The organism is Paraburkholderia sp. BL25I1N1, from assembly GCF_003002025.1.
In the GTDB taxonomy this organism is placed as follows: Bacteria; Pseudomonadota; Gammaproteobacteria; order Burkholderiales; family Burkholderiaceae; genus Paraburkholderia.
On the sequence record NZ_PVZB01000010.1, the window covers coordinates 46,847 to 67,381 of the forward strand.

The following is a 20,535-nucleotide window of genomic DNA, read 5'->3' on the forward strand; positions in this document are numbered from 1 at the left end:
CTAACACTAAATTCGATCAATCAAAAATGCTAAGCGAACTCAAGACTTTCATCGCTGTGAGCCAGTACGGCACGTTTTCGGGCGCCGGCGCGCGCATCGGCCTGACGCAATCCGCCGTGAGCGCGCAAATGCAACGGCTCGAAGAAGAACTCGGCTTCGCGCTCTTCGACCGCACCGGCCGCTCCGCCACACTCAACGACGCCGGCCGCGAAACGCTCACGCTCGCCGAGGAAATGATGACGCTCTACGCGCGGCTCTCCGAACGTGGCGCGGTCGCGGCGGAAAGCGGCATGCTGCGGGTGGGCGCCATTGCATCCGCGCAAGTGTCGTTTCTCGCCGACGCACTCGCGCGCTTTCGCGACGACCGTCCCGGCTGGCGCATTCGGGTCGTGCCCGGCGTGTCGCTGGGCTTGCTGGGGCAAGTCGATTCGGGCGAACTGGACCTGGCCGTCATCATCAAACCGCCCTTCGCGTTGCCGTCCGAACTCGAATGGCGCACGCTCGTCACCGAACCGTTCGTGCTGCTCGTGCCCAAGGCGCTCGTGCGCGGCAAGGGCGCGACGCGGTCCTGGCGCGAACTGCTGCGCAGCGAACCGTTTATCCGCTACGACCGCAGTTCGTTCGGCGGCAGGCTGGTCGACCGGTTTCTGCGGCGCTCGCGGGTCAATGTGCGCGACGTGATCGAACTGGACGAGTTGCAAGGCATCGTGCAACTGGTCGCGCGCGGCATCGGCGTGGCGCTGCTTCCGAATAGCGCGGGACTCGGCAAATGGCCGGCCGGCGTCGTCGCGCTCGAACTCGGCGAGGCGACGTTTCAGCGGGAGATCGGCCTCGTGCAGCGTCCGCGGCATAGTCGCCAGGCGGTGGCCGGCGCGCTCGCGGATTGCATCGGCATGGCAGCCGGTGCGTGAGCCCAAGCCGCCGCGTCCGCGCGATTGTGCTGTTGCTGGAGCAACGAACTGTATCTGTGAGATTCTTCCGCCCGCGCGCAAAATCTGCGTTCGCGTGACGACTCGCGCTCCCTACGCGTGTGCGCTGCGAGCCGCACGCCCTGCCCGCCGCCGAGGTCCAGCCCATGATCGCCAGCAGTTTCCTCACCGCCGATGTCCTGATCGCTTACAGCGCCTACTTCGTCGGTACGGCGAGCCCTGGGCCAAGCAATCTCGCGATCATGTCGCTGGCGATGAGCGCGGGCCGCCGTTCCGCGCTCACCTTCGCGCTCGGCGTGGTGTCGGGTTCGTACTTCTGGGCGCTGCTGGCGTCACTGGGTTTGTCGGCCGTACTCGCCACTTACTCGGAATGTCTGGTGGCGATCAAGATTGCCGGCGGGCTGTATCTGCTGTGGCTCGGCTTCAAATCCGCGCGCTCCGCGTTCCGTCCAAAGGCGCTGCCCACGGGCGCGGCGCGTGACAGCGAACCACTCAAGCGTCTCTATCTGCGCGGCCTGCTGCTGCATCTCACCAATCCAAAAGCGATTCTGGTGTGGCTCTCGATCGTCTCGCTGGCCATGTCGCCGGCCGGCGGCACCTCGCATACCACGCCGGTGGTGCTCGGCTGCATGTGCATCGGCATGTCGGTGTTCAGCAGCTATGCGGTGCTGTTTTCGACCGCTTCCGCGCGGCGCATCTACGCGTCGATCCGGCGCTGGCTGGACGGCTCGCTCGCCATCATGTTCGGCATTGCCGGCATCAAGCTGCTGACTTCGAAAAGCTGAGCGCGTCCGGAGGCGCCCGCCGCTCTGCGATACTGTCACCGTGACAATTGAAGCGGATAGACGAATACGATGAGCGGCGGTAACGAAGTGAATCCGGCAGCGCAGCGCTCGCCATGGCGCAAGCGGCTCTACCTCGCGGGCATCACGGCATTCGTGGCCGGCGTGATTCTGGCCGTGATCATTTACGCGACCACGCCGCCGCCGGACAGCGCCGTCTCCATGTACAGCGTGGCCGATCCGCGCTATCAGATCGAATTGCAGCGTATTGGCGGCAATGCCGCGGTGCTGATGGCGCAGCTTCATCAGTGGTTCGACGGACTGTGGCACGGCACGGCGCTCGCTTATACCGTCGCGGTGTTGGGCGCTGTTATCGCGGGCGTGTGTTTCTTCATCGGCTATTTCTTCGCTGACGAATAGCCGTGTCGCCGGAAGCCGCGCATCGCGCTGCCCTCGCGCAATCCCGCGCTCACGTGGCCTCTTTCACATGCCGGTCGGGTTTCTCCACGCCGGCCGTGCGCAGCGCTTCGTGCAAGGTGTTGAAAATGCAACCTTCCTCAACGATCGGCGTGATGCCGTGCCGGTCCATGTCCGAACGCAGATAGCGGTTCACGCGCGCGAACAATACCTCGATGCCCTGGCTTTTCAATGTCTGGCACAACTCGCCAATCGAGCGTGAGGCCGAATAGTCGATGTCGGTGATCGCGCTTGCGTCGATCACGAAGCAGCGCACCTTGCTCGGCGCAAGGTCGATCAGGCGCCGAGTATCGTCGACGAAAAAGTGGTCGTTCGCGTAAAACAGATCGGCGCCGAAGCGGTAGACGATCAGGCCCGGCGCGGTCTGAACGCCGGGCACGGCGGGCACCGGCACCCAGACGCCGTCGTCGTTGGGGGCGAGAATCATCGTGTGCGGACGGTAGCTGTGGCGCACGTGACGCAGCAGCGAGAGCGCCACCGCCACCAGAATGCCGTGCTCGACGCCAATCAGCACCACGGCCGCCGCGGTGAACACGGCCAGCGCGAATTCGCCAGGGCTCTCCCGGCGAATCGCAAACAAGGTCTTCAGATTGATCAGGCCGACGGCGATCGTGAACACGATGCTGGCGAGAATGCAGTGCGGCAGATACTGCAAAAAGCGGCTGAAAAACAGCAGCACCGCCACCACCACGGCCGCGAAGACCAACTGCGCAAACTGGCTGCGCGTGCCGGCGAGATCGGCCATGGCGGTTTGCGTCGGACTGCCGTTCACCACGAAGGCGCCTGAAAACGCCGCCGCCGCGTTGGCCGCGGCGATGCCGAGCAAGTCGGCGTTGGTATCGACCGGTTCGTGGTGACGCTCGGCGAACACGCGGCTCGCGGCGGCGCTCTGCGCGACGATCATCACGAAGCAGGACGCCGCCACGGGCAGCAGATCGAGCATCTGCTGCCATGTCACCGACGGTACGCGCAGCGGTGGCAAGCCGCCCGCCACCGGGCCGAGCACGGCAATGCCGTGGGCCGGAAAGCGATACATGTCGCTCGCCGCAATACCCGCCACGACCGCGATCAACGGCACCGGCACGCGTGGCAGAAAGCGTTTGCACGTCAGAATGGCGACGACCACCAGCAGCGAAATGGCGAGCGTCGGCCGATGGATCTGGCTAACTTCGCGCACCACCAGCATGAGCTGATCGACGCTGCGCGCGGCATGTCCGGGCAAGCCGAGCATGTCGCCGAGCATCGCAATGCCGACCTGTACGCCGACGCCTGCAAGGAAGCCGACCAGCACGGTGCGCGACAGAAAATCGGCGAGAAAGCCCAGTTTGAAAATCCGCGCGATGAACAGCAACGCAGCGGTCAGCAAGGCGACCATCGCGGCGAGCGCGGCATATTCAGCGCTGAAGGCCGGCGCCATGGTGGAAAGCCGGCTTGCGAAGATGGTGGCGGTCGCGGAGTCCGCGGCGACGACCAGATGCCGCGAGGCGCCGAAAAACGCAAAGGCGATCAGCGGCAGAAAGACCGTGTACAAGCCCGTCACAGCCGGCATGCCGGCAATACGCGCGTAGCCGAGCACTTGCGGAATATCCATCGACGCAAGCTGCACACCGGCCAACGCATCGCGCGCCGCCGCGGCGCGGTTCAGAGGAAGGACGCCCTTCAGCACGCTGGCGCGTGCCGCAAAAGTCGCCAGAAAATCTCGCATACGCGATACCGCCCTAATCCAGGTTATCGCGCATCGTGCCGCGACTCGGCACTCAAAGGCAAGACTTGTAGCGAGATCGGCTCAAGAAAGAGAACACGCAGTACGCGCCCGATTGGCGCTGCGGACAACACCCGGCTGACTGACTTACCGCCTGAATTGTCCCGTAGCCGGATCCACGTGCCGCGCGAAACCGAACAACGCGGCAATGCAGATCGGACAGGCAATGAAGAACACGGCCAACATCTCGCACCCCGTAATGTCTTGTTCCCGCGAGTTTACGCGATCGGCATGCGAATTGAATGGGGGGAAACAACAAATGACTGTGTCGGCAATTACAACAGTCTCGCGCGAGTCCGCAGTCGTTTCACGGCCGCTTTTTATGCTCGAGGCGGTCTCCCCGTATAATCCCGCATGACCCGAATCCCGCATCACCTGCCCTCGCCGCCGGCCGCTTATCGCCGCCGCGCCGACCACCGCTCTTCGGCGGTCGCATGAAAACACCGAAACGTCTACTCCCGCTCGTCGAAGAAGGCCTGATCGACGAAGTCATCTCCCAGTTGATGAGCGGCAAGGAAGCCACCGTCTACGTGGTACGCAGCGGCGACGCCACGCGTTGCGCGAAAGTCTACAAGGACGCCAAACAGCGCAGCTTCCGCCAGGCTGCGTCCTACCGCGAAGGCCGCAAGGTCAAGAACAGCCGCCAGCAACGCGCGATGGAAAAAGGCAGCCGCTATGGCCGCGAAGTGCAGGAACAGGCCTGGCAGAACGCCGAAGTCGACGCGCTGTTCCAGCTCGCGAACGCGGGCGTGCGCGTGCCGCAGCCTTTTATCTGCACCGACGGCGTATTGCTGATGGAGTTGGTGACCGACGCCGACGGCAATGTCGCGCCGCGTCTGAACGACGTCGAGATGACGGAAGAACGCGCGCTCGAACTGCATGGGCGGCTGGTGAACGAGGTGGTGCGCATGCTGTGCGCCGGCATGATCCACGGCGACCTGTCCGAGTACAACATCCTGCTTGCCGCCGACGGTCCGGTCATCATCGACCTGCCGCAGGCCGTGGATGCCGCCGGCAATCTCGAAGCGCCCGCCATGCTCGAACGCGACGTCAACAACCTCGCCACGTATTTCGGCCGCTTCGCGCCGGCGTTACTGGAGACCAGTTACGGCAAGGAAATCTGGTCACTCTACGAAGCGGGCGCATTGCATGTCGACGCCGCGCTGACCGGCCGCGTCGCCCTGGATACCACGCCGATCGATCTCGAAGCCGTGCTTCAGGAACTCGAAGATACGCGGCTCGATGAAGAAGCGCGCCTGCGCTACGAGCAGTCGCTGCGCAGCGGCACCTGAACCTTCACGGGCGGCCGGGCAGCGAGGTCAGCGCTTCCCACCTCGCCGCCTCACGAGAAGCAGCTACGACGTGCTGCTCAACCGCGCCGCCTGCATCGCCCCCTGTGCCGGTCCCACCGACTCCCGCATCGTCACGCTCACCGGAAACTCGCGGAAAATCTCCCATGTGGTCCGGTAGCACTGATTGACCAGCCAGCGCACGGCGTTCTGCGTCAGTTCCGCAGTCGGGATATGCACCGAGGTGAGTCCGGGCGCGGCATACGCGGCCGAATAATCGTCGTCGTAACCGATCACCGAGACTTCGCCGGGCACCGAGATCCCCGCCTGGTGAAAACAGGCCAGCGCACTCACCGCCATCGTATCGTTCGCGCAGAACAGACCGGTGAAACGGCGCTTCGTGCCGAGCAGCTTTTGCGCGGCGGCGTAGCCGCCTTCCGGTGAGAAGTCCGATTCGATCAGCGTGACGCCGTCGCGTGCAATGCCCTCGCGCGCCAGCTCGGCAAAAAAGCCCTCCAGACGCATCTGGTTGTCCGAAGAAGTGAAGGGCCCGGAAATCACCGCGATGTCGCGATGCCCGTGATCGAGCAGCGTGCGCGCCGCCAGTTCGCCGCCCCGATGGTGGTCGGCGCAAAACGACGCCTCCGGCAACTGGTCGAACGCGCGGTTCAGAAACACCATTTTCGGGTGCATCTTGTGCAGCATGATCAGGTCTTCGTCGTGCAGATCGTGGCTGATCACCACCACACCGTCGCAATCGCGGCCGATCAGAAAGCGCACCGCCTCGATGGCCTGCTCGCGCGGCGAGACTTCTCCGCAGCCGGTCGCCACCACCACGTGACGGCGCACCGCGCGCAGTTCTTCATCGGTCTGCTTGAGGATCGTGCCGTAGTAGGAACCGAAGAACGTCGGCACGAAAATGCCGACCATGCCGAGCGACTGCGTGGCCATGGCCCGGCCGATGGAAGACGGACGAAAGTTCAACTGTTCGATGGCCGCCTTGACGCGCGCGGCGGCATCGGCTGAGATGGGTCCTTTACCCGAAATGGCACGCGAGGCGGTCGACATGCCCACGCCGGCCAGTGCCGCGACATCTTTGAGTGTTGCCACGCGGATCTCCGTCAAGCATGTTGTATTGTCAGCGACGCCGCGTGCCGGCGCTACAAACGCGCGCCGCCCGCTTCGTCGAACAGAGAGACATGGGTACTGTCGAACGAAAACGCCGCGGTGTCCCCTATCGCCACCGGCGTCTTCGTCTGGTCGATCGATGCGACCTGCACTCCATGATAGTCGAGCCAGATGACGCGATGGTTGCCCATCGGCTCCACGAGCGAAACTTTTGCGTGTTCGCTCGCGCCTTCGGCCAGCCGCACGTCTTCGGCCCGCACGCCGAGCACGCATGGCAAGCCGTTGGCGGGCGCGTTCTTGAACGGGTACGCCGACACGTCGAGCCGCCAACGCTCCGTGCAAAAGTGGAGCGCGCCGTCGCGTGTTTGGAGCGTGCCCTTGAGCAGATTCATCGCGGGCGTGCCCAGAAACGTCGCGACGAACAGGTTGTCGGGGCGCGCATAAACTTCGGCGGGCGTGGCGAACTGCTGGATGACGCCGCCGCGCATCACCGCCATGCGGGTAGCAAGCGTCATTGCCTCGACCTGATCGTGCGTGACGTAGATCATCGTCGCGCCCAGGCGCTGGTGCAGTTGCTTGAGCTCACGGCGCAGTTCGGTGCGCAATTTGGCGTCGAGATTCGAGAGCGGCTCGTCGAACAGGAACACGTCGGCTTCGCGCACGATCGCCCGGCCAATGGCCACCCGCTGCCGTTGGCCGCCTGACAGTTGCGCCGGTTTGCGCTTGAGCAGCGGTCCGAGTTGCAGCATGTCCGAGGCGCGCGCCACGCGCCGCGCAATCTCCGCCTTCGGCGTGCCGTTGATGCGCAGCGCAAACGACAGGTTGCGCTCTACGCTCATGGTCGGATACAGCGCGTACGACTGGAACACCAGCGCGATGCGCCGGTCTTTCGGGTCGGCCCAGGTCATGTCTTCGCCGGCAATCTCGATGCTGCCGTCGGTCACGTCGATCAAGCCGGCAATGCTGTGCAGCAAGGTGGATTTGCCGCAGCCGGACGGTCCGAGCAGCACGACGAATTCGCCGGCCCGCACGTCGAGATTCAGATTCTCGATCACCGTGTTCGCGCCGAGTTGAATCGTCAGATTGCGCACGGCGACGTTGGCCGGATTCGTGAGGCCGGCGGCATCCGCCGCATCGGGACTGCTCGCCACACCCGCCATGTCCGCCGCGTTTGCCATATTAGCCACGTTTGTCATCGCCCTATCCCTTGACGGCGCCGGATGCAATGCCGCGCACGAACCAGCGGCCCGAAACGAAGTACACCGCGAGCGGCACCATGGAAGTCAGAATGGTCGCCGCCATATTGACGTTATAGAGGCGTTCGCCGGTCGTCGTATTGATGATGTTGTTCAGTTGCACCGTCATCGGCAGATTTTTTGTGCCGGCGAACACGAGGCCGAGAATGAAGTCGTTCCAGATGCCCGTGACCTGCATGATGACCGCCACCACGATGATCGGCGTGGACATGGGCAGCATCAGTTGCACGAAGATGCGCCAGAAGCCGCCGCCGTCGATGCGTGCCGCCTTGAACAGCTCCTGCGGAATCGACACGTAGTAGTTGCGGAACAGCAGCGTCATGACCGGCATGCCGAAGATGGTGTGAATCACCACGATGCCCGGCAACGAGCTGAACAGATGCACGCTCGCCAGCACGCGCACGAGCGGATACACCATCACCTGCACGGGAATGAACGCGCCCATCAGCAGCACGCCGAACAGCAGGCCGGCGCCGCGCGGCCGCCAGAACGACAGCGCGTAGCCGTTCACCGCGCCGATCGCGATCGAGAGAATCGTGCTCGGCACGACAATGCGCACCGAGTTCCAGAAACCGACCTGAATGCCGTTGCAATCGAGCCCGGTGCAAGCGGACTGCCACGCCGCGCTCCACGCGCTGAGCGAGAAATGCGCGGGAAATGCCAGCAGATTGCCGAGGCGGATCTCGCTCATCGGCTTGACCGAGGTGACGAGCATCACATAGAGCGGCAGCAGGAAGAACAGCGCCGCCGTGAGCAGGAACGCGTAGACGCCGAGGCGCGCCGGGGTGAACGTCGAGCGGCGGCGGCGTTGCTGCGCGCGGCGAGGCGTGCCGCTTTTCAACGGCGGACTGAGCGTGTTCATCACACCTCCTTGCGCAGGGCGGCGCGGCTGCGGGCATAGAAGAACGGCGCGAGAATCGCCAGCACGGTGGCCAGCAACACGATCGACGCCGCCGACGCAAGCCCGATATTGGCGCGGCCGAACAGATAGTCCATGATGAACTTCGCCGGCACTTCGCTCGCCGTGCCGGGGCCACCTTGCGTCATCGCGACCACGGCGTCGTAGAGCTTCACGACCATCACGAACAGCAGCACGAAAGCAGTGGAGATGGATGGGCCCAGCATCGGCACGACGATGCTCACGTAGACGCGCCAGCGCGGAATGCCGTCGATGCGCGCGGCTTTCCACAACTCGTCGTCGATGCCGCGCAGGCCCGCGAGCAATAGCGCCATCACCAGACCCGAGGCCTGCCACACCGTCGCAATCACGATGGTGTAGATCACCCAGTCCTGATCGACGATCCAGTCGAAGCGCGCGTGCGCGAAACCGAGCTTGTGCAGCACGGCTTGCGCGCCCAGTTCAGGGTTCAGGATCCACTGCCAGACGAGCCCCGTCGCCACGAACGACATCGCATACGGATACAGAAACACCGTACGCAACGCGCCTTCGGCGACCACGCGCTGATCGATGAAGATCGCCAGCAGCAAACCGATCACCATGCACGCCACGATGAAACACGCGCCGTAGATCACGATGTTCTGCAACGACAGCAGCCAGCGGTCGTTATTGAAGAGACGCGCGTATTGCGTGAAGCCCGCGAAATCGCCGGAAGGAAACGTGCGCGAATTGCTGAGCGACACGCGCGCGGTCCAGACCATCGTGCCCAGATAGGCGAACACGACGGTCAGGACCATCGGCAGCAGCGCCAGCCATGCCGCGAACGGAAAACGCTTCTTGAGCGGCTTTTTGAGCCGCGCCTGGCGAGCCTTGGACGACGACCCGCCGGCCGGCAGCTTGAGCGCGTGCATGCCGCGCACCTAGCTCTTCAACGCGCTGGCGAACGCTTTCTGCGCGTCGTCGACCGACTGGTTCTTGTTCCAGAAGTTGGTGATGACGTCGATCAACGCGCCCTGCGTGTCAGGCGAGAGCAGCATTTCCGGATTCGGCAACTGACGCGACTTGTCCTTCATGATCGCAATGCCCTCCTTCGCGCAGATGTCGAGGCTGCCGGCGTCCACGTCGGGACGAATCGGAATCGAGCCTTTCTTCGCGCTGAATGCAACTTGCGCCGACGGCGAGGTCATCACCGTGGCAAGCAGATTCTGCGCCTTGATCGTGGTGGGATTGTCCGTTTTCGGGAACACGAACACGTCCCCCGCGACCAGATACGGCGAGTGCGGACCGAAACCCGGGAAGCAGCCGAAGTCCTTGCCCGCGCTCTGATTGGCCGCCGAGAATTCGCCCTTGGCCCAGTCGCCCATGATCTGCACGCCCGCCTTGCCGGAAATCACGAGCGCCGTGGCATCGTTCCAGTTGCGGCCGGGCGAACCCGGGTCGACGAAATCGTGCAGACGTTTGAACGACGCCAGCACTTTCTTGAACGCGTCCGACTTCACGGCGTTCATGTCGCGATCGCGGTACACCTTCATGTAGAGATCGGCGCCGCCCACGTCCGCCAGCACCGCGTCGAAGGTGATTTTCTCCTGCCAGGGCTGGCCGCCGAGCGCGAGCGGAATCACGCCCGCGGTTTTCAGCTTGCCGAGATCGGCGATGAACTCGTCATAGCTTTTCGGCTCGCCCGCAATGCCCGCTTTCTGGAACACCGGCTTCGAGTAGAAGAACCAGGCCGGCATATGGATATCGACTGGCGCGGCATAGTAATGCCCCTTCACCTTGATGCTGTCGAGAATCGATTGCGGGAACACGCCGTTCCAGTTCTCTTTCGCGGCGACGTCGTCGACATTGTTCAGCAGGCCCTGATCGATCAGGTCGTGAAACTGCTTGGACGTATTGAACTGCGCAGCCGTGGGTGGATCGCCGCCGACGATCCGGTTGATCGCCGTGGAGCGCGCCTGATCGGCGCCGGCCACCGCGTTGTCGACCCACTGGCCGCCGGCCTTGTTATACGCATCGGCGAACTGGCGGATCGCGGCCGACTCGCCGCCCGAGGTCCACCAGTGAATCACGTTGGCCTTCAAGGGCTCCGCCTGCGCGACGACGCCATACAACGCCAGTGCCGCAACCACGCCTCGCAAGACCAGTTTTTTGCTGTTCATTCCGTCTCCTCTCGATCATGCAACCGACTTGCGCCAAACCTTGGCACCCGTGTTTCAAGTCGACATACAAACCAGCTTTCACCTGCTATTGAGTCCGTGCCTTGCGCTCCTTCAGGAATTTCGACACCAGCTCCGCGCTGCGTTTGATCGTGCGTTTCTGGGTAGCGTAATCGACATGCACGATTCCAAAGCGACGCTCGTAGCCAAAGGCCCACTCGAAGTTGTCCATCAGCGACCAGAGAAAATAGCCGCGAATCTCCACGCCGGCCTTGATCGCCTGATCGACCGCGGCGAGATGGCGTTTGAGGAACGAGATACGCTGGCTGTCCTCCACCTGAGCGTCGATCACCTTGTCGTCCGAGGCCATGCCGTTTTCCGTGATGTAGACCGGCGGCAGGTTCGCGTAAGTGGCCTTGAATCCCGTCAACAGATCGCGCAGGCCGTCCGGATACACCTCCCAACCCATCTGCGTGCGCTCCACGCCTTCGAGCGGCACATCCTTGAAGCCGTGCGCGCCGTCGCTCGCGACATTGGTGCGGAAATAATAGTTGATGCCGAGGAAGTCCAGCGGCGCGGCGATGGTTTGCATGTCGCCGGCGAGCACCAGCGGCTCGGTGCCCGGCCACAACTCGAACAAGTCCTGCGGGTAGCTGCCCTTGAGCAGCGGATCGAGAATCCACGCATTGTGCTGGACTTCGAACAGATGCGCCGCGCGCTGGTCGGCGGCGCTCTCGCTGTTGGGCGTGCCGCGTCCGACGTTGGCGACGATGCCGACTTGCGCCGCCGGATCGTTGGCACGCAACACCGGCACCGCGAGACCGTGCGCCAGCAGCAGATGATGCATGGCCTGCGTGGCGTAGCGCGCGTCGGCGAGTCCCGGCGCGTGGTGGCCGTTGCCGTAGCCGAGATACGCCGAGCACCACGGCTCGTTGAGCGTCATCCACGCATCGACGCTGCCGGTCAGTTCGCGGCTCATCAGGTCGGCGTAATCGGCGAAACGGTAGGCCGTATCGCGATTGAGCCAGCCGCCGCGATCTTCCAGATGCTGCGGCAAGTCCCAGTGATACAGCGTGACGAAGGTCGTGATGCCCTTCTCTTTCAGCCGCGCCAACAGGCGTTGGTAGAAGTCGATACCTTTGCGGTTCGGCGCGCCGGCCGCGTCCATCACGCGCGGCCAGGCGATCGAGAGCCGGTAGGCTTCAAGGCCGAGGCCGGCCAGCAGGTCGATGTCGGCTTCCCAGCGATGATAGTGATCGCAGGCCACCGCGCCGGTGTCGCCGGCCAGCACTTTGCCGGGCTTCGCCGAGAACGTGTCCCAGATGGACGGCAGGCGGCCGTCTTCGTTCACCGCGCCTTCGATCTGATACGACGCGGTGGCCGCGCCCAGCAGGAAGTTCTTGCGCCACAGCGACGAGTCCGCGGGCGGCGTGAACGGATCGGCGAGCGATGACGAATGGGGAGGGAGAACGTCGGATACAGCGGATGTGTCATTTGCCACGGATTCCTCGCTGAGGTCGTTGAACCGGGTACGGTGGAAGCCGGAACGCCCATCCCCGGGACCTGGGGTGGAAGCGCTTCCACAACACCCGCGAACGATAGCAGCGGCGGATTCGACGCAGCAATCAGGGTTTGTCTGGAGCGATGGCTGGCACGCCCGGCGCGGCGATGCGCCGGGCATTGCAAGAGCCTTTATCGGCGGCAGCGGCAATCTGTTGCAAGCCTAGCGGGCGCAATCTCACTCGCCACCAGCGCGGTGCAATTTCACGGCTTTGCGGCCAGGTTGAACGCGCCGCTGTCATACGCTTCGCAGTAGGTTTTCCAGTCCGCCACCACCCGCGCCTCACACTGCGTCGCGCTTTCCACCAACGGCAACTGCCAGTCCCGGCGATTGCCGAACGCGATCAGATCGTCGGCGATCGACGACTTCTGCCGCCCGCCGCTACGCAGATGCGCCCACGCGCTCAACTCGGCCATGCTGCCAACCACCTCTTCGAGACGCGGCAGCTTGCCGTCCCAGTCGCTCAAGGCCACGCGATCTTCGGAAGGCTGCAAACTGCGCAGCACATACGAGCGCTGATTGAATTCGACCGCATGGAGGAACGCCTGCGAGACCGCCTGATTGCGCCGCTGGATTTCGACGACGCGTTGCGCTTCCGTCTGCCACGCCGGCTGCGGCGTGCTGACCTGCGGCGCCACGGAAGACGGCAGCGCCTCTTTCAGATCGATCAGATAGTTGCCATCCGGCGAGCCTTTGCCTTCGACGAGAATCACGTAACGATCCACGCCGAGGCTCCCCGTGCCGGCAATCCGCCGCGCCACGTCGAGAATGCGGAAGAAGTCGGGATTGGGCTCGCCCGCGGCGAACTTCTGCATGAACTGCGTGACGGCGGCACGCTGCGTGTCGCTGACCGCCAGCGCTTTCTTGCCGTCCACTTTCAGCGTGCGGGTCTTGCCCTTGAGCACCGTGCGCCGGTCGAGATGCGCCACCCGCGTGCGGCTGGCAAGCGCGACGAACAGATCGCGCACCATGCCGGTCGCGGTTTCCGCTTCGATCCAGCGTGATTTGCCATTCGCAAGCGCTGCGCCATATTTTTCCAGCGCGACCTGGCACAGCGCGAGCGCCTGCGCGCGGCTCAGCTTGAGATCGCTCGCGCCGACCAGCACGCTCGTCAACAGGCGCACCAGTTCGTAGAGGTTCGGCGCGAGGCAGGCCTCGTCGAAGTCGTTGTTGTCGAAGTAGATCAGCCGGTTGTCGGCCTTGTAGCTGCCGAAATTTTCCAGATGCATGTCACCGCAGATCCACACCGGCGGCGCGTCGTCGAACACCTTGGTTTGGGGCAGGCGTTCGTAAAACAGGTGACACGTGCCGCGCAAAAACACGAACGGCGACGTGCGCATGGCTTTGTATTTCATCGCGAGCCGTTCGGGATCACGACCGGCGTTAAAGCTGGCGATCGTCCTGGCAATATCGAGCATGAATTTCCTTTGAATGCGAGCATGTCGTGCATTGCGACGGCCGACGGCGTAGACCGTGCGGCGTGGCAACGACTGTTCGACAGTAGACCACACCGCGTTGCGCAAACACCCGGTTTTGGCATTCACCTTCGACAGCGCTTGCGCGTCGCGCGCGTCTGAACGCTAAGCCGTTTCCCGCGCACCGAACTTCTTGCGGTACGCGCCCGGACTCGTCAACGCAATGCGCCGGAAGTGCCGCCGCAACGATTCCTCGGAACCGAAGCCCGCCAGTTCCGCAATGCGCGCCATCGGCAGCGGCGCCTGCGCTTCGAGCAGATCGCGCGCGATGGCCACGCGTTCGCGCACGAGCCATTCATAAGGCGCCATGCCGGTGGCATCGTGAAACTGCCGCTGCAGTGTGCGCGGGCTCATTGCCGCCCGCTCGGCGAGCGAGCGCAACGTATGCGGCAAGGCTGGATGAGTGCGCACCCAGTCCATCAATCTGGACAGACGGCCGCTGTCGTCCTGCGGCATGGGGCGCGGCACGAACTGCGCCTGGCCGCCCTCGCGATGCGGCGGCACCACGAGCCGCTGCGCGACCCGGTTGGCCACCGCGCTGCCGTGATCGCGCCGCACCAGATGCAGCAGCATGTCGAGCCCTGCCGCCGAACCCGCCGACGTGATGATCTGCCCTTCGTCGACATACAGCGCGTCCGGCTGTACATGCAAGTGTGGATAGCGCTGCTGCAATTTGTCGGCATAGCGCCAGTGAGTCGTGACGGTCTTACCGTCGAGCACGCCCGCAGCCGCGAGGACGAACACGCCGGAGCAGATCGAACAGAGGCGCGCGCCGCGCGCGTAGGCGGCGCGGATTTTCTTCAGGAGCGGTTCGGGCGGCACTTCGTCGGCATCGCGCCATCCGGGAATGACGATGGTGTCGGCGCGCTCCAGCAGCTTGAGCGTATAAGGCGCCGCAAGCGTGATGCCGCCCGCCGCCCGGATCGGCCCCGGCTCGCTTGCGCAGACCGCGAAGCGATACCAGTCCACGCCGAGTTCAGGACGCTCGAGCGCGAACAGTTCGGTCACGCAGCCGAATTCGAAGGTGCAGAGCCGGTCGTAAGCGAGCGCGACGACGAGATGATTGTGCATGGCGTGATGTTACCGGATATTGACGATTCCGCCACTTATCCGGCATGGCGCGCGGCGCCACAATGAAGGCGTCTGAACCGCGATCGCCAGGCGACCCACACACCTACTACTCCTATCGGAAACTCACGTCACCATGCCGACCCTGAACGCCGTTATCCAAACTCCCGCCGCCGACAGCGCCGCCGCGCAAGCTCACTTCCAGGCCACGCTGCAATTCGAAACGGATTGCGCCGATGTCCACGGCGCGCTCGCGAGCGGCGCGCCCGGCTTTGTGCTGCTCGATGTGCGCGGCCCCGCGCTGTTCGCGCAGGGCCATGTGCCGGGCGCGCTCAATCTGCCGCACGGCAAGATCGTGGCCTCCAGGCTCGCCGACTATCCGCCGCAAACGCTCTTCGTCACGTACTGCGCGGGGCCGCATTGCAACGGCGCCGCGCGCGGCGCGCTGCGCCTCGCCCAGTTGGGGCGGCCCGTCAAGCTCATGAGCGGCGGCATCACCGGCTGGCTCGACGAAGGCTTCGCACTGACACAAACGGCGTCCGCCGGCGAGGTGGCCAAAGCCAATGGCTGACATATTGAGAATCGATTAAATAAAAGCCTCGTGCTGTCGATAACAAGTTCAGCCGCTTCCCCTTCGCGGTTGGACTGAACATGCAGAGCTCATATAATTTTTGGCTGGTCACCATCTCGTTCGCCGTTGCGACGCTGGCGTCGTACACGGCGCTCGACCTGACCGGCCGCATTTTCCTGCTGGCGTCGGCGCGGCTTCGGCGCGTCTGGCGGCTGGGCGGCGCTGCATCGCTCGGCTGCGGCATCTGGTCGATGCACTTCATCGCCATGCTCGCCTTCTCGCTGCCGATTCCGCTCGGCTACGACCTGGCGACGACCGCCGCGTCGCTCGGGCTCGCGATCGGCGCCTCCTATCTCGCCCTGTGCGTCACGACCCGCGAGCGGCTCACGGTGGGCCGCCTGCTGGCGGGCGGCGTGCTGATGGGCTTAGGGATCGCCGGCATGCACTACACCGGCATGGCGGCCTTGCAGATGGCGCCTGGCATCCGCTATCGGCCGGGGTGGTTCGCCGGTTCGCTCGCGATCGCGATCGGCGCGTCGACCGCCGCGCTGTGGATGGCCCGCGCGCTCAGCAACGACGACGCGCGCCACGTCGTGCGCAAGCGTGTGGCTGCGGCGCTGGTGATGGGCGTGGCAATCAGCGGCATGCATTACGCCGGCATGGCCGCCGCAGACTTCCTGCCGGGCGCCATCTGCGGCGCTGCCCAAGGCGTGAACGCCACCTGGCTCGCGACTTCGGTGATCCTGCTCACCTTCGCCGTACTGATCGTTACGTTGATGCTGTCGCGCTTCGATGCGCGCAACGCCCTTCTGACCGGCGCCGTGTCCAGGCTCAACGGTCAGATCGTGCGGCTCGCCACGCTCGACACCCTGACAGGACTGCCCAACCGCAGCACGCTGACCGAGCGCATCGAACGCGCTATCCTCGGCGCGCGGCGGCAGCGCACGCTGTTCGCGATCCTCTTCATGGACCTCGACGGCTTCAAGACCATCAACGATTCGCTCGGCCACTCGGCCGGCGACCAGGTTCTGACGGCGTTCGCGCAGCGCCTGCTGCAGTGCGTCCGCGAGACCGACACCGTCGCGCGGCTGGGCGGCGACGAATTCGTGGTGCTGGCCGAAAACCTCGGTTCGCGCGAGCATGCCGGCGCGCTCGCGGAAGGTGTGCTCGAACGCATGCGCGTCGGCGTGTCAATCGACTCGCAGCCGCTGCAGGTCATGCCGAGCATCGGCATCGCCCTCTATCCGCACGACGGCGACACCGTCGAAGCGCTGTTGAAGCACGCCGACGCGGCCATGTACGAGGCCAAACGCGCGGGCCGCAGCACCTATCGATTCTTCGAACGCCGCATGAACGAGGCCGCCACGCGCACGCTGCAGATTCAGAACGCGTTGCACGACGCGCTTGCCGCTGGTCATTTTTCGCTGCACTTCCAGCCCAAGTTCGAAGGCAGCGGCAACTCGCTGGCAGGCGCCGAAGCGCTGATCCGCCTGCATCACCCGCAACTCGGCACGTTGACGCCGCTCGAGTTCATTCCGATCGCCGAGCGTTCAGGGCAAATCGTTCAGATCGGCTACTGGGTCGTGCGCGAAACCTGCCGGCAGATTCGCCAATGGGTCTCGCAAGGCCTGCCGTCGATGAAAGTGGCGATCAACCTGTCGCCGCGCCAGTTGCTGCAGCCGAACCTCGTGGCGAGCATGCTTGAAATCGTCAACGCCGAAGGCGTGGCCTGCGAGCAGATCATGTTCGAGATCACCGAAACCGTGGCCATGCAGGACGCCCCCAAGACCATCGAAATGATCCGCGAATTCCAGGCGAGCGGCTTCGAGATCGCGATCGACGATTTCGGCACCGGCTATTCGAGCCTTGCCTACCTGCAGCGTTTTCGCGTCAAGCAACTGAAGATCGACCGCTTCTTCACCAATGGCCTCGACGCGCACGGCCCGGAGGGCAGCGCGATCGTGTCGGCGATCATCGCGCTTGCGCACTCGCTGGAAATGGATGTGGTGGCCGAGGGTGTGGAAACCGAATCGCAACTCCACATGCTCAAGACGATGAGGTGCGACGAGATGCAGGGCTTCCTGCTCGGCAAGCCGCTCAACGCCGACGACTTTGGCAACCTGCTGCGGGACAGAATGGTGGCCGCATGAACCTGACGACCGTCTGAAGCGCACGGCGCGGCCGGCGTTGGACTTCGTTTCACGAGCAAAAAATAACACGCAGGCCAGGTGTTGGAGACTTCATGAAATTCGATGTAGCGACGTTTACTTCGCTGTGGTTGACCACGTTCTTGTGCTGCGCCTTGCTCACGACCGCGCTGTCGCGCATGTTCGCGCGTGTGAGCGCATTCCGCTTCTGGGCCGTCGGGTTCTATCTGCTCGCCGCGTCGTCCGCCTGCTTCACCCTGCATCTCACCTGGCGTCACGACGTGCTGCTGATCGCCGCCGCGACGCTCGCGCTGCAAAGCCGCATGCTGATTTGGGCCGGCACACGCGAACTGTTCGGCGCGCCAGCACCGTGGCGCGCCGGTCTGGCCGTCACGGCCGTGTTCTGCGCGCTCTATGCCGGCGCGTTGATCTTCAAAGTGCCGACCGTGTTGCGCGCGGTTCTGCTCGCACTATTTTTTCTGCCGGTTCGCGCCGCCACGCTGTATGAAGTGTGCCGCCGGCGCCGTCCGCACCTCGGGCCGGCCCGTCTGATCGCGATGATCGGCGGCACGATCGTTACGCTCAACACCATTGTGCCGCTCGTGCTCGTGCTGCTCGACCGCACCAATCTTTCACTGCTGCTCGGCAATCCGCAGACCACGTCGGCGCTGTACGCCGTGGTGTTCGCGGGCGATCTGCTGCTGGCGAGCGGCTTGATCGTGCTGGCTTTCAAACTGCAGATCGTCGAGCGGGACATGCTCGCCACGCTCGAACGAGTCGCCATGGAACGGCTCGCCGCGAACCGGGAATTGCGTGCGGAGCGCAATGGGCGCCCCGTGCCCGGCGACCCGCTCGGCCACGACACGCCGGCGCCGCGCCAGCCGCTGCCGGGATCGATCTGATTCGCCGCGTGGGCGCTGCGGCGCCCTAGCCGGCCTTGCGTTCGTCGAAGGCGCTGTCGGCCACCGACACCAGATGCGGCGTCGCCCCCTGCGCCGCCTGCGCCGCGTCGCGTTTGGTGAGCTTGCCGTCCACCGCCGCGCCGCAATCCATCCGCAACTGCTGGTAGTAGATGTTGCCGGTCACATGCGCATTGCTCTGCAACTCGACGAAGTGATCGGCAATCACGTCGCCGACGATCCTGCCGTTCACCACGACGTCGTAGCCGTGCACGTTGCCTTCGATCGAGCCGCGATCGCTCAGGACCAGCAGCGTCTGGCCGCCCGGCTCGCCGCTGACGTTGCCCGTCACGTGGCCGTCCATGCGCAGGCCGTCGCTGAACTGCAGGTCGCCGGTGATTCGCACGTCGTGAGCGATCAGGGTGGCGAGCTTGGTTTGCTGGATGCCGGTGGTTTTCTTCTTGAACATAACAATTTCCTCGAAATGAAACGGGTCGTCGCGTGATGTTGGGCGTGGCGACGAGCCTGGGGGCGGCTGCTTTGCGTGCCTTGCGGTTTGCAGTTCGCGGTTCGCCTGGTTCGCCTGGTTCGCCTGGTTCGCGCGGTTAGCTGCGCGGCGCGGCGGTGGTTGTGGGAGAACGCCGCTTGCTCTGGCCTCGCAGAAACTGCAATTCCGCGCTGAGCCGCGCGACCTCGGCTGCGGCGCTGTCCGCCGCCTTCTGCACCGCGGCGCGCGCCGCCGTCTCTTGCTCCAGCGCCAGCCGCGTGCGGGCCAACTCGGTCTGCTTCGTTGCTTCGTCGACGGGCGCGGGGGTGCATTGCTCAGGCGGCAAGCCGGCGCGCCTCGCGTGCCAGGCCGTGAGCGCCGCCGCGCCTGCGCATGCGCACAGGACGCACACCACGGCCCACACCGTCATGCGAAACACCACCGAGCGCGTGGGCCGAAGCGTGTAAGCGCGGTGGGTGAGACTGCGCGCGTCGCGCGGAGAGTGCCGTTTAACCATGAGCCGCGGGCGCAAACAGCGCGAGGTAAGCCACCGGGTTGACCGGCGCGCCGTCGACGAGGACTTCGAAATGCAGATGCGGGCCGGTGGAACGGCCGGTCGAGCCGACATCGGCGATGTATTGCCGCGGCAGCACCAGATCGCCGACATGCACGACGATCCGCGACGCATGGCCGTAGCGAGTCATCAGCCCGTTGCCGTGATCGATTTCGACCGCGTTGCCATAGCCCGATTTCTCGCCGGCGAAGACCACGCGGCCGCCCGCCGCCGCCAGAATCGGCGTGCCGGTTTTAGCGACCAGATCGAGCCCCGGATGAAAGCTCAACCGATGCGTAAACGGATCGGTGCGATTGCCGAACGGCGACCCGAAGCGCGCGCCGTCGGCGGGCATGCGGCCCGGAAAGGCGGCGTAGGCGAGAGCGTGATCGGCGGTCTGCTGTTCGAGCGCCGAGAGGGTCGCGGCAAGGCAATCCAGATGCTCGCCCGTGCGCCCGGCATCCGCATGGCGGCCCAGCGACGGCGTGAGGTCGCTACAGCGGCGCGGCGGCAAGGCCGGGCCGCCCTCGCCTTCGCTGTCGGTGGCGGAGCTGTCGGCTTCGGACGCCGCGGACGCCGCAGCCGGTGCGGCGGGCACCGCTGATGCGCGCGGCGCGGGCCGAGGCGTGTTCAGGCGTGCTTCGAAATCGCGCAAGTCGCCGACCTGCGCCGTGAGTCGCGCGATGCGCGGTTCGATCTGCGCCACCGACGCGTTCAGCTTGCCAAGCTGGTCGATTGCATAGTCGTGCTCGACGCGGACCGACGCCTGATCGCCGGAACCGTTGCGCGCGAACCAGTGCGCGCCGATCGCGAAGCCCGCGGCAAGCGCCAGCACGGCCGCGCCGCCGGCCGCGCTCACGGCGAGCGTCAGCGCGGTACGGCGTGTGACGAAGCCGACCGAGCCGCTGGAAAGCTGGCTGCCGGCGCGAAACACGGACGCCATCAGCGGCTCCTCGCGCGTGCCGGGCCCGCGGCGCGCGCCCACCTGTGGGCGGCACGAAGCCGGCTCGAAACCGGCAACGCACAAGGCGCGCCGGCCGTGCGACGCGTGGCGGGCGATTGCAAACGGGACAGAAGATCAGCGAACGGGGCTAACT

At 64.9% G+C, this 20,535-nt stretch carries 19 protein-coding genes; 7 read left to right on the plus strand and 12 right to left on the minus strand.

Going from position 1 to position 20,535, the window contains the following annotated elements; all coding sequences use genetic code 11:
* The first annotated feature begins 26 nt into the window (after window positions 1-26).
* The 3 genes from B0G73_RS16325 to B0G73_RS16335 all read left to right on the plus strand — a co-directional run bounded on the left by B0G73_RS16325 (window position 27) and on the right by B0G73_RS16335 (window position 2,131).
* The gene (locus tag B0G73_RS16325; protein WP_106282354.1) at window positions 27-911 is read left to right on the plus strand and encodes a LysR family transcriptional regulator; all 885 of its coding nucleotides are present in this window, start codon (window positions 27-29) and stop codon (window positions 909-911) included.
* Between the two features lie 164 nt (window positions 912-1,075).
* A complete protein-coding gene (locus tag B0G73_RS16330; RefSeq protein WP_106282355.1) occupies window positions 1,076-1,714 on the plus strand; it encodes a LysE family translocator in 639 nt (212 codons plus the stop codon).
* Window positions 1,715-1,783: 69 nt separating this feature from the next.
* A complete protein-coding gene (locus B0G73_RS16335; protein WP_106282356.1) occupies window positions 1,784-2,131 on the plus strand; it encodes a hypothetical protein in 348 nt (115 codons plus the stop codon).
* Between the two features lie 49 nt (window positions 2,132-2,180).
* On the opposite strand, the gene B0G73_RS16340 is transcribed toward B0G73_RS16335, so the two are convergent.
* On the minus strand, window positions 2,181-3,893 hold the full coding sequence (locus B0G73_RS16340; RefSeq protein WP_106282357.1) for a SulP family inorganic anion transporter: 1,713 nt from the start codon (window positions 3,891-3,893) through the stop codon (window positions 2,181-2,183).
* Between the two features lie 491 nt (window positions 3,894-4,384).
* Between B0G73_RS16340 and B0G73_RS16345 the strand changes: the two genes are divergently transcribed.
* On the plus strand, window positions 4,385-5,242 hold the full coding sequence (locus B0G73_RS16345) for a PA4780 family RIO1-like protein kinase (RefSeq protein ID WP_106282358.1): 858 nt from the start codon (window positions 4,385-4,387) through the stop codon (window positions 5,240-5,242).
* Between the two features lie 63 nt (window positions 5,243-5,305).
* Here B0G73_RS16345 and B0G73_RS16350 read toward each other — a convergent pair whose 3' ends face one another.
* The 8 genes from B0G73_RS16350 to ftrA all read right to left on the minus strand — a co-directional run bounded on the left by B0G73_RS16350 (window position 5,306) and on the right by ftrA (window position 14,784).
* Window positions 5,306-6,349, minus strand: a complete 1,044-nt coding sequence (locus tag B0G73_RS16350) for a substrate-binding domain-containing protein (protein WP_106282359.1) — start codon at window positions 6,347-6,349, stop codon at window positions 5,306-5,308.
* A 50-nt stretch (window positions 6,350-6,399) separates the two neighbouring features.
* Window positions 6,400-7,563, minus strand: a complete 1,164-nt coding sequence (locus tag B0G73_RS16355; RefSeq protein WP_181196562.1) for an ABC transporter ATP-binding protein — start codon at window positions 7,561-7,563, stop codon at window positions 6,400-6,402.
* A gap of 4 nt (window positions 7,564-7,567) precedes the next feature.
* Entirely contained in the window at window positions 7,568-8,485 is a 918-nt protein-coding gene (locus B0G73_RS16360) for a carbohydrate ABC transporter permease (RefSeq protein ID WP_106282360.1), read from the minus strand.
* Window positions 8,485-9,432 carry a carbohydrate ABC transporter permease gene (locus B0G73_RS16365; RefSeq protein WP_106282546.1) on the minus strand — a complete coding sequence of 316 codons (948 nt, stop codon included), beginning with the start codon at window positions 9,430-9,432 and terminating at the stop codon, window positions 8,485-8,487. The genes B0G73_RS16360 and B0G73_RS16365 overlap by 1 nt, the downstream gene beginning before the upstream one ends.
* Window positions 9,433-9,441: 9 nt before the next feature.
* Window positions 9,442-10,680, minus strand: coding sequence for an ABC transporter substrate-binding protein (locus tag B0G73_RS16370; protein WP_106282361.1), 1,239 nt, complete (start codon window positions 10,678-10,680; stop codon window positions 9,442-9,444).
* Window positions 10,681-10,765: 85 nt separating this feature from the next.
* Window positions 10,766-12,178: a GH1 family beta-glucosidase gene (locus B0G73_RS16375; RefSeq protein ID WP_106282362.1), complete on the minus strand. Its 1,413-nt coding sequence runs from the start codon at window positions 12,176-12,178 to the stop codon at window positions 10,766-10,768.
* Between the two features lie 263 nt (window positions 12,179-12,441).
* Window positions 12,442-13,656 carry a DUF2252 domain-containing protein gene (locus tag B0G73_RS16380; protein ID WP_106282363.1) on the minus strand — a complete coding sequence of 405 codons (1,215 nt, stop codon included), beginning with the start codon at window positions 13,654-13,656 and terminating at the stop codon, window positions 12,442-12,444.
* A gap of 162 nt (window positions 13,657-13,818) precedes the next feature.
* Window positions 13,819-14,784: a transcriptional regulator FtrA gene (gene ftrA, locus B0G73_RS16385; RefSeq protein WP_106282364.1), complete on the minus strand. Its 966-nt coding sequence runs from the start codon at window positions 14,782-14,784 to the stop codon at window positions 13,819-13,821.
* Window positions 14,785-14,917: 133 nt separating this feature from the next.
* On the opposite strand from ftrA, the gene B0G73_RS16390 reads away from it, so the two are divergent.
* The 3 genes from B0G73_RS16390 (at window position 14,918) to B0G73_RS16400 (ending at window position 18,401) form a co-directional block, all read left to right on the plus strand.
* The gene (locus B0G73_RS16390) at window positions 14,918-15,352 is read left to right on the plus strand and encodes a rhodanese-like domain-containing protein (RefSeq protein WP_106282365.1); all 435 of its coding nucleotides are present in this window, start codon (window positions 14,918-14,920) and stop codon (window positions 15,350-15,352) included.
* Between the two features lie 80 nt (window positions 15,353-15,432).
* Window positions 15,433-17,502, plus strand: coding sequence for a bifunctional diguanylate cyclase/phosphodiesterase (locus B0G73_RS16395; protein WP_106282366.1), 2,070 nt, complete (start codon window positions 15,433-15,435; stop codon window positions 17,500-17,502).
* 92 nt (window positions 17,503-17,594) lie between these two features.
* Window positions 17,595-18,401, plus strand: coding sequence for a hypothetical protein (locus B0G73_RS16400; RefSeq protein WP_106282367.1), 807 nt, complete (start codon window positions 17,595-17,597; stop codon window positions 18,399-18,401).
* Between the two features lie 25 nt (window positions 18,402-18,426).
* Here the strand turns inward: B0G73_RS16400 and B0G73_RS16405 are convergent, their stop codons facing one another.
* From B0G73_RS16405 to B0G73_RS16415, 3 genes are all read right to left on the minus strand, one after another.
* Window positions 18,427-18,867: a polymer-forming cytoskeletal protein gene (locus B0G73_RS16405; RefSeq protein ID WP_106282368.1), complete on the minus strand. Its 441-nt coding sequence runs from the start codon at window positions 18,865-18,867 to the stop codon at window positions 18,427-18,429.
* Window positions 18,868-19,003: 136 nt separating this feature from the next.
* Window positions 19,004-19,315: a hypothetical protein gene (locus B0G73_RS16410; protein ID WP_308706144.1), complete on the minus strand. Its 312-nt coding sequence runs from the start codon at window positions 19,313-19,315 to the stop codon at window positions 19,004-19,006.
* A gap of 79 nt (window positions 19,316-19,394) precedes the next feature.
* The gene (locus B0G73_RS16415) at window positions 19,395-20,381 is read right to left on the minus strand and encodes a M23 family metallopeptidase (protein WP_106282547.1); all 987 of its coding nucleotides are present in this window, start codon (window positions 20,379-20,381) and stop codon (window positions 19,395-19,397) included.
* Window positions 20,382-20,535: the final 154 nt, after the last annotated feature.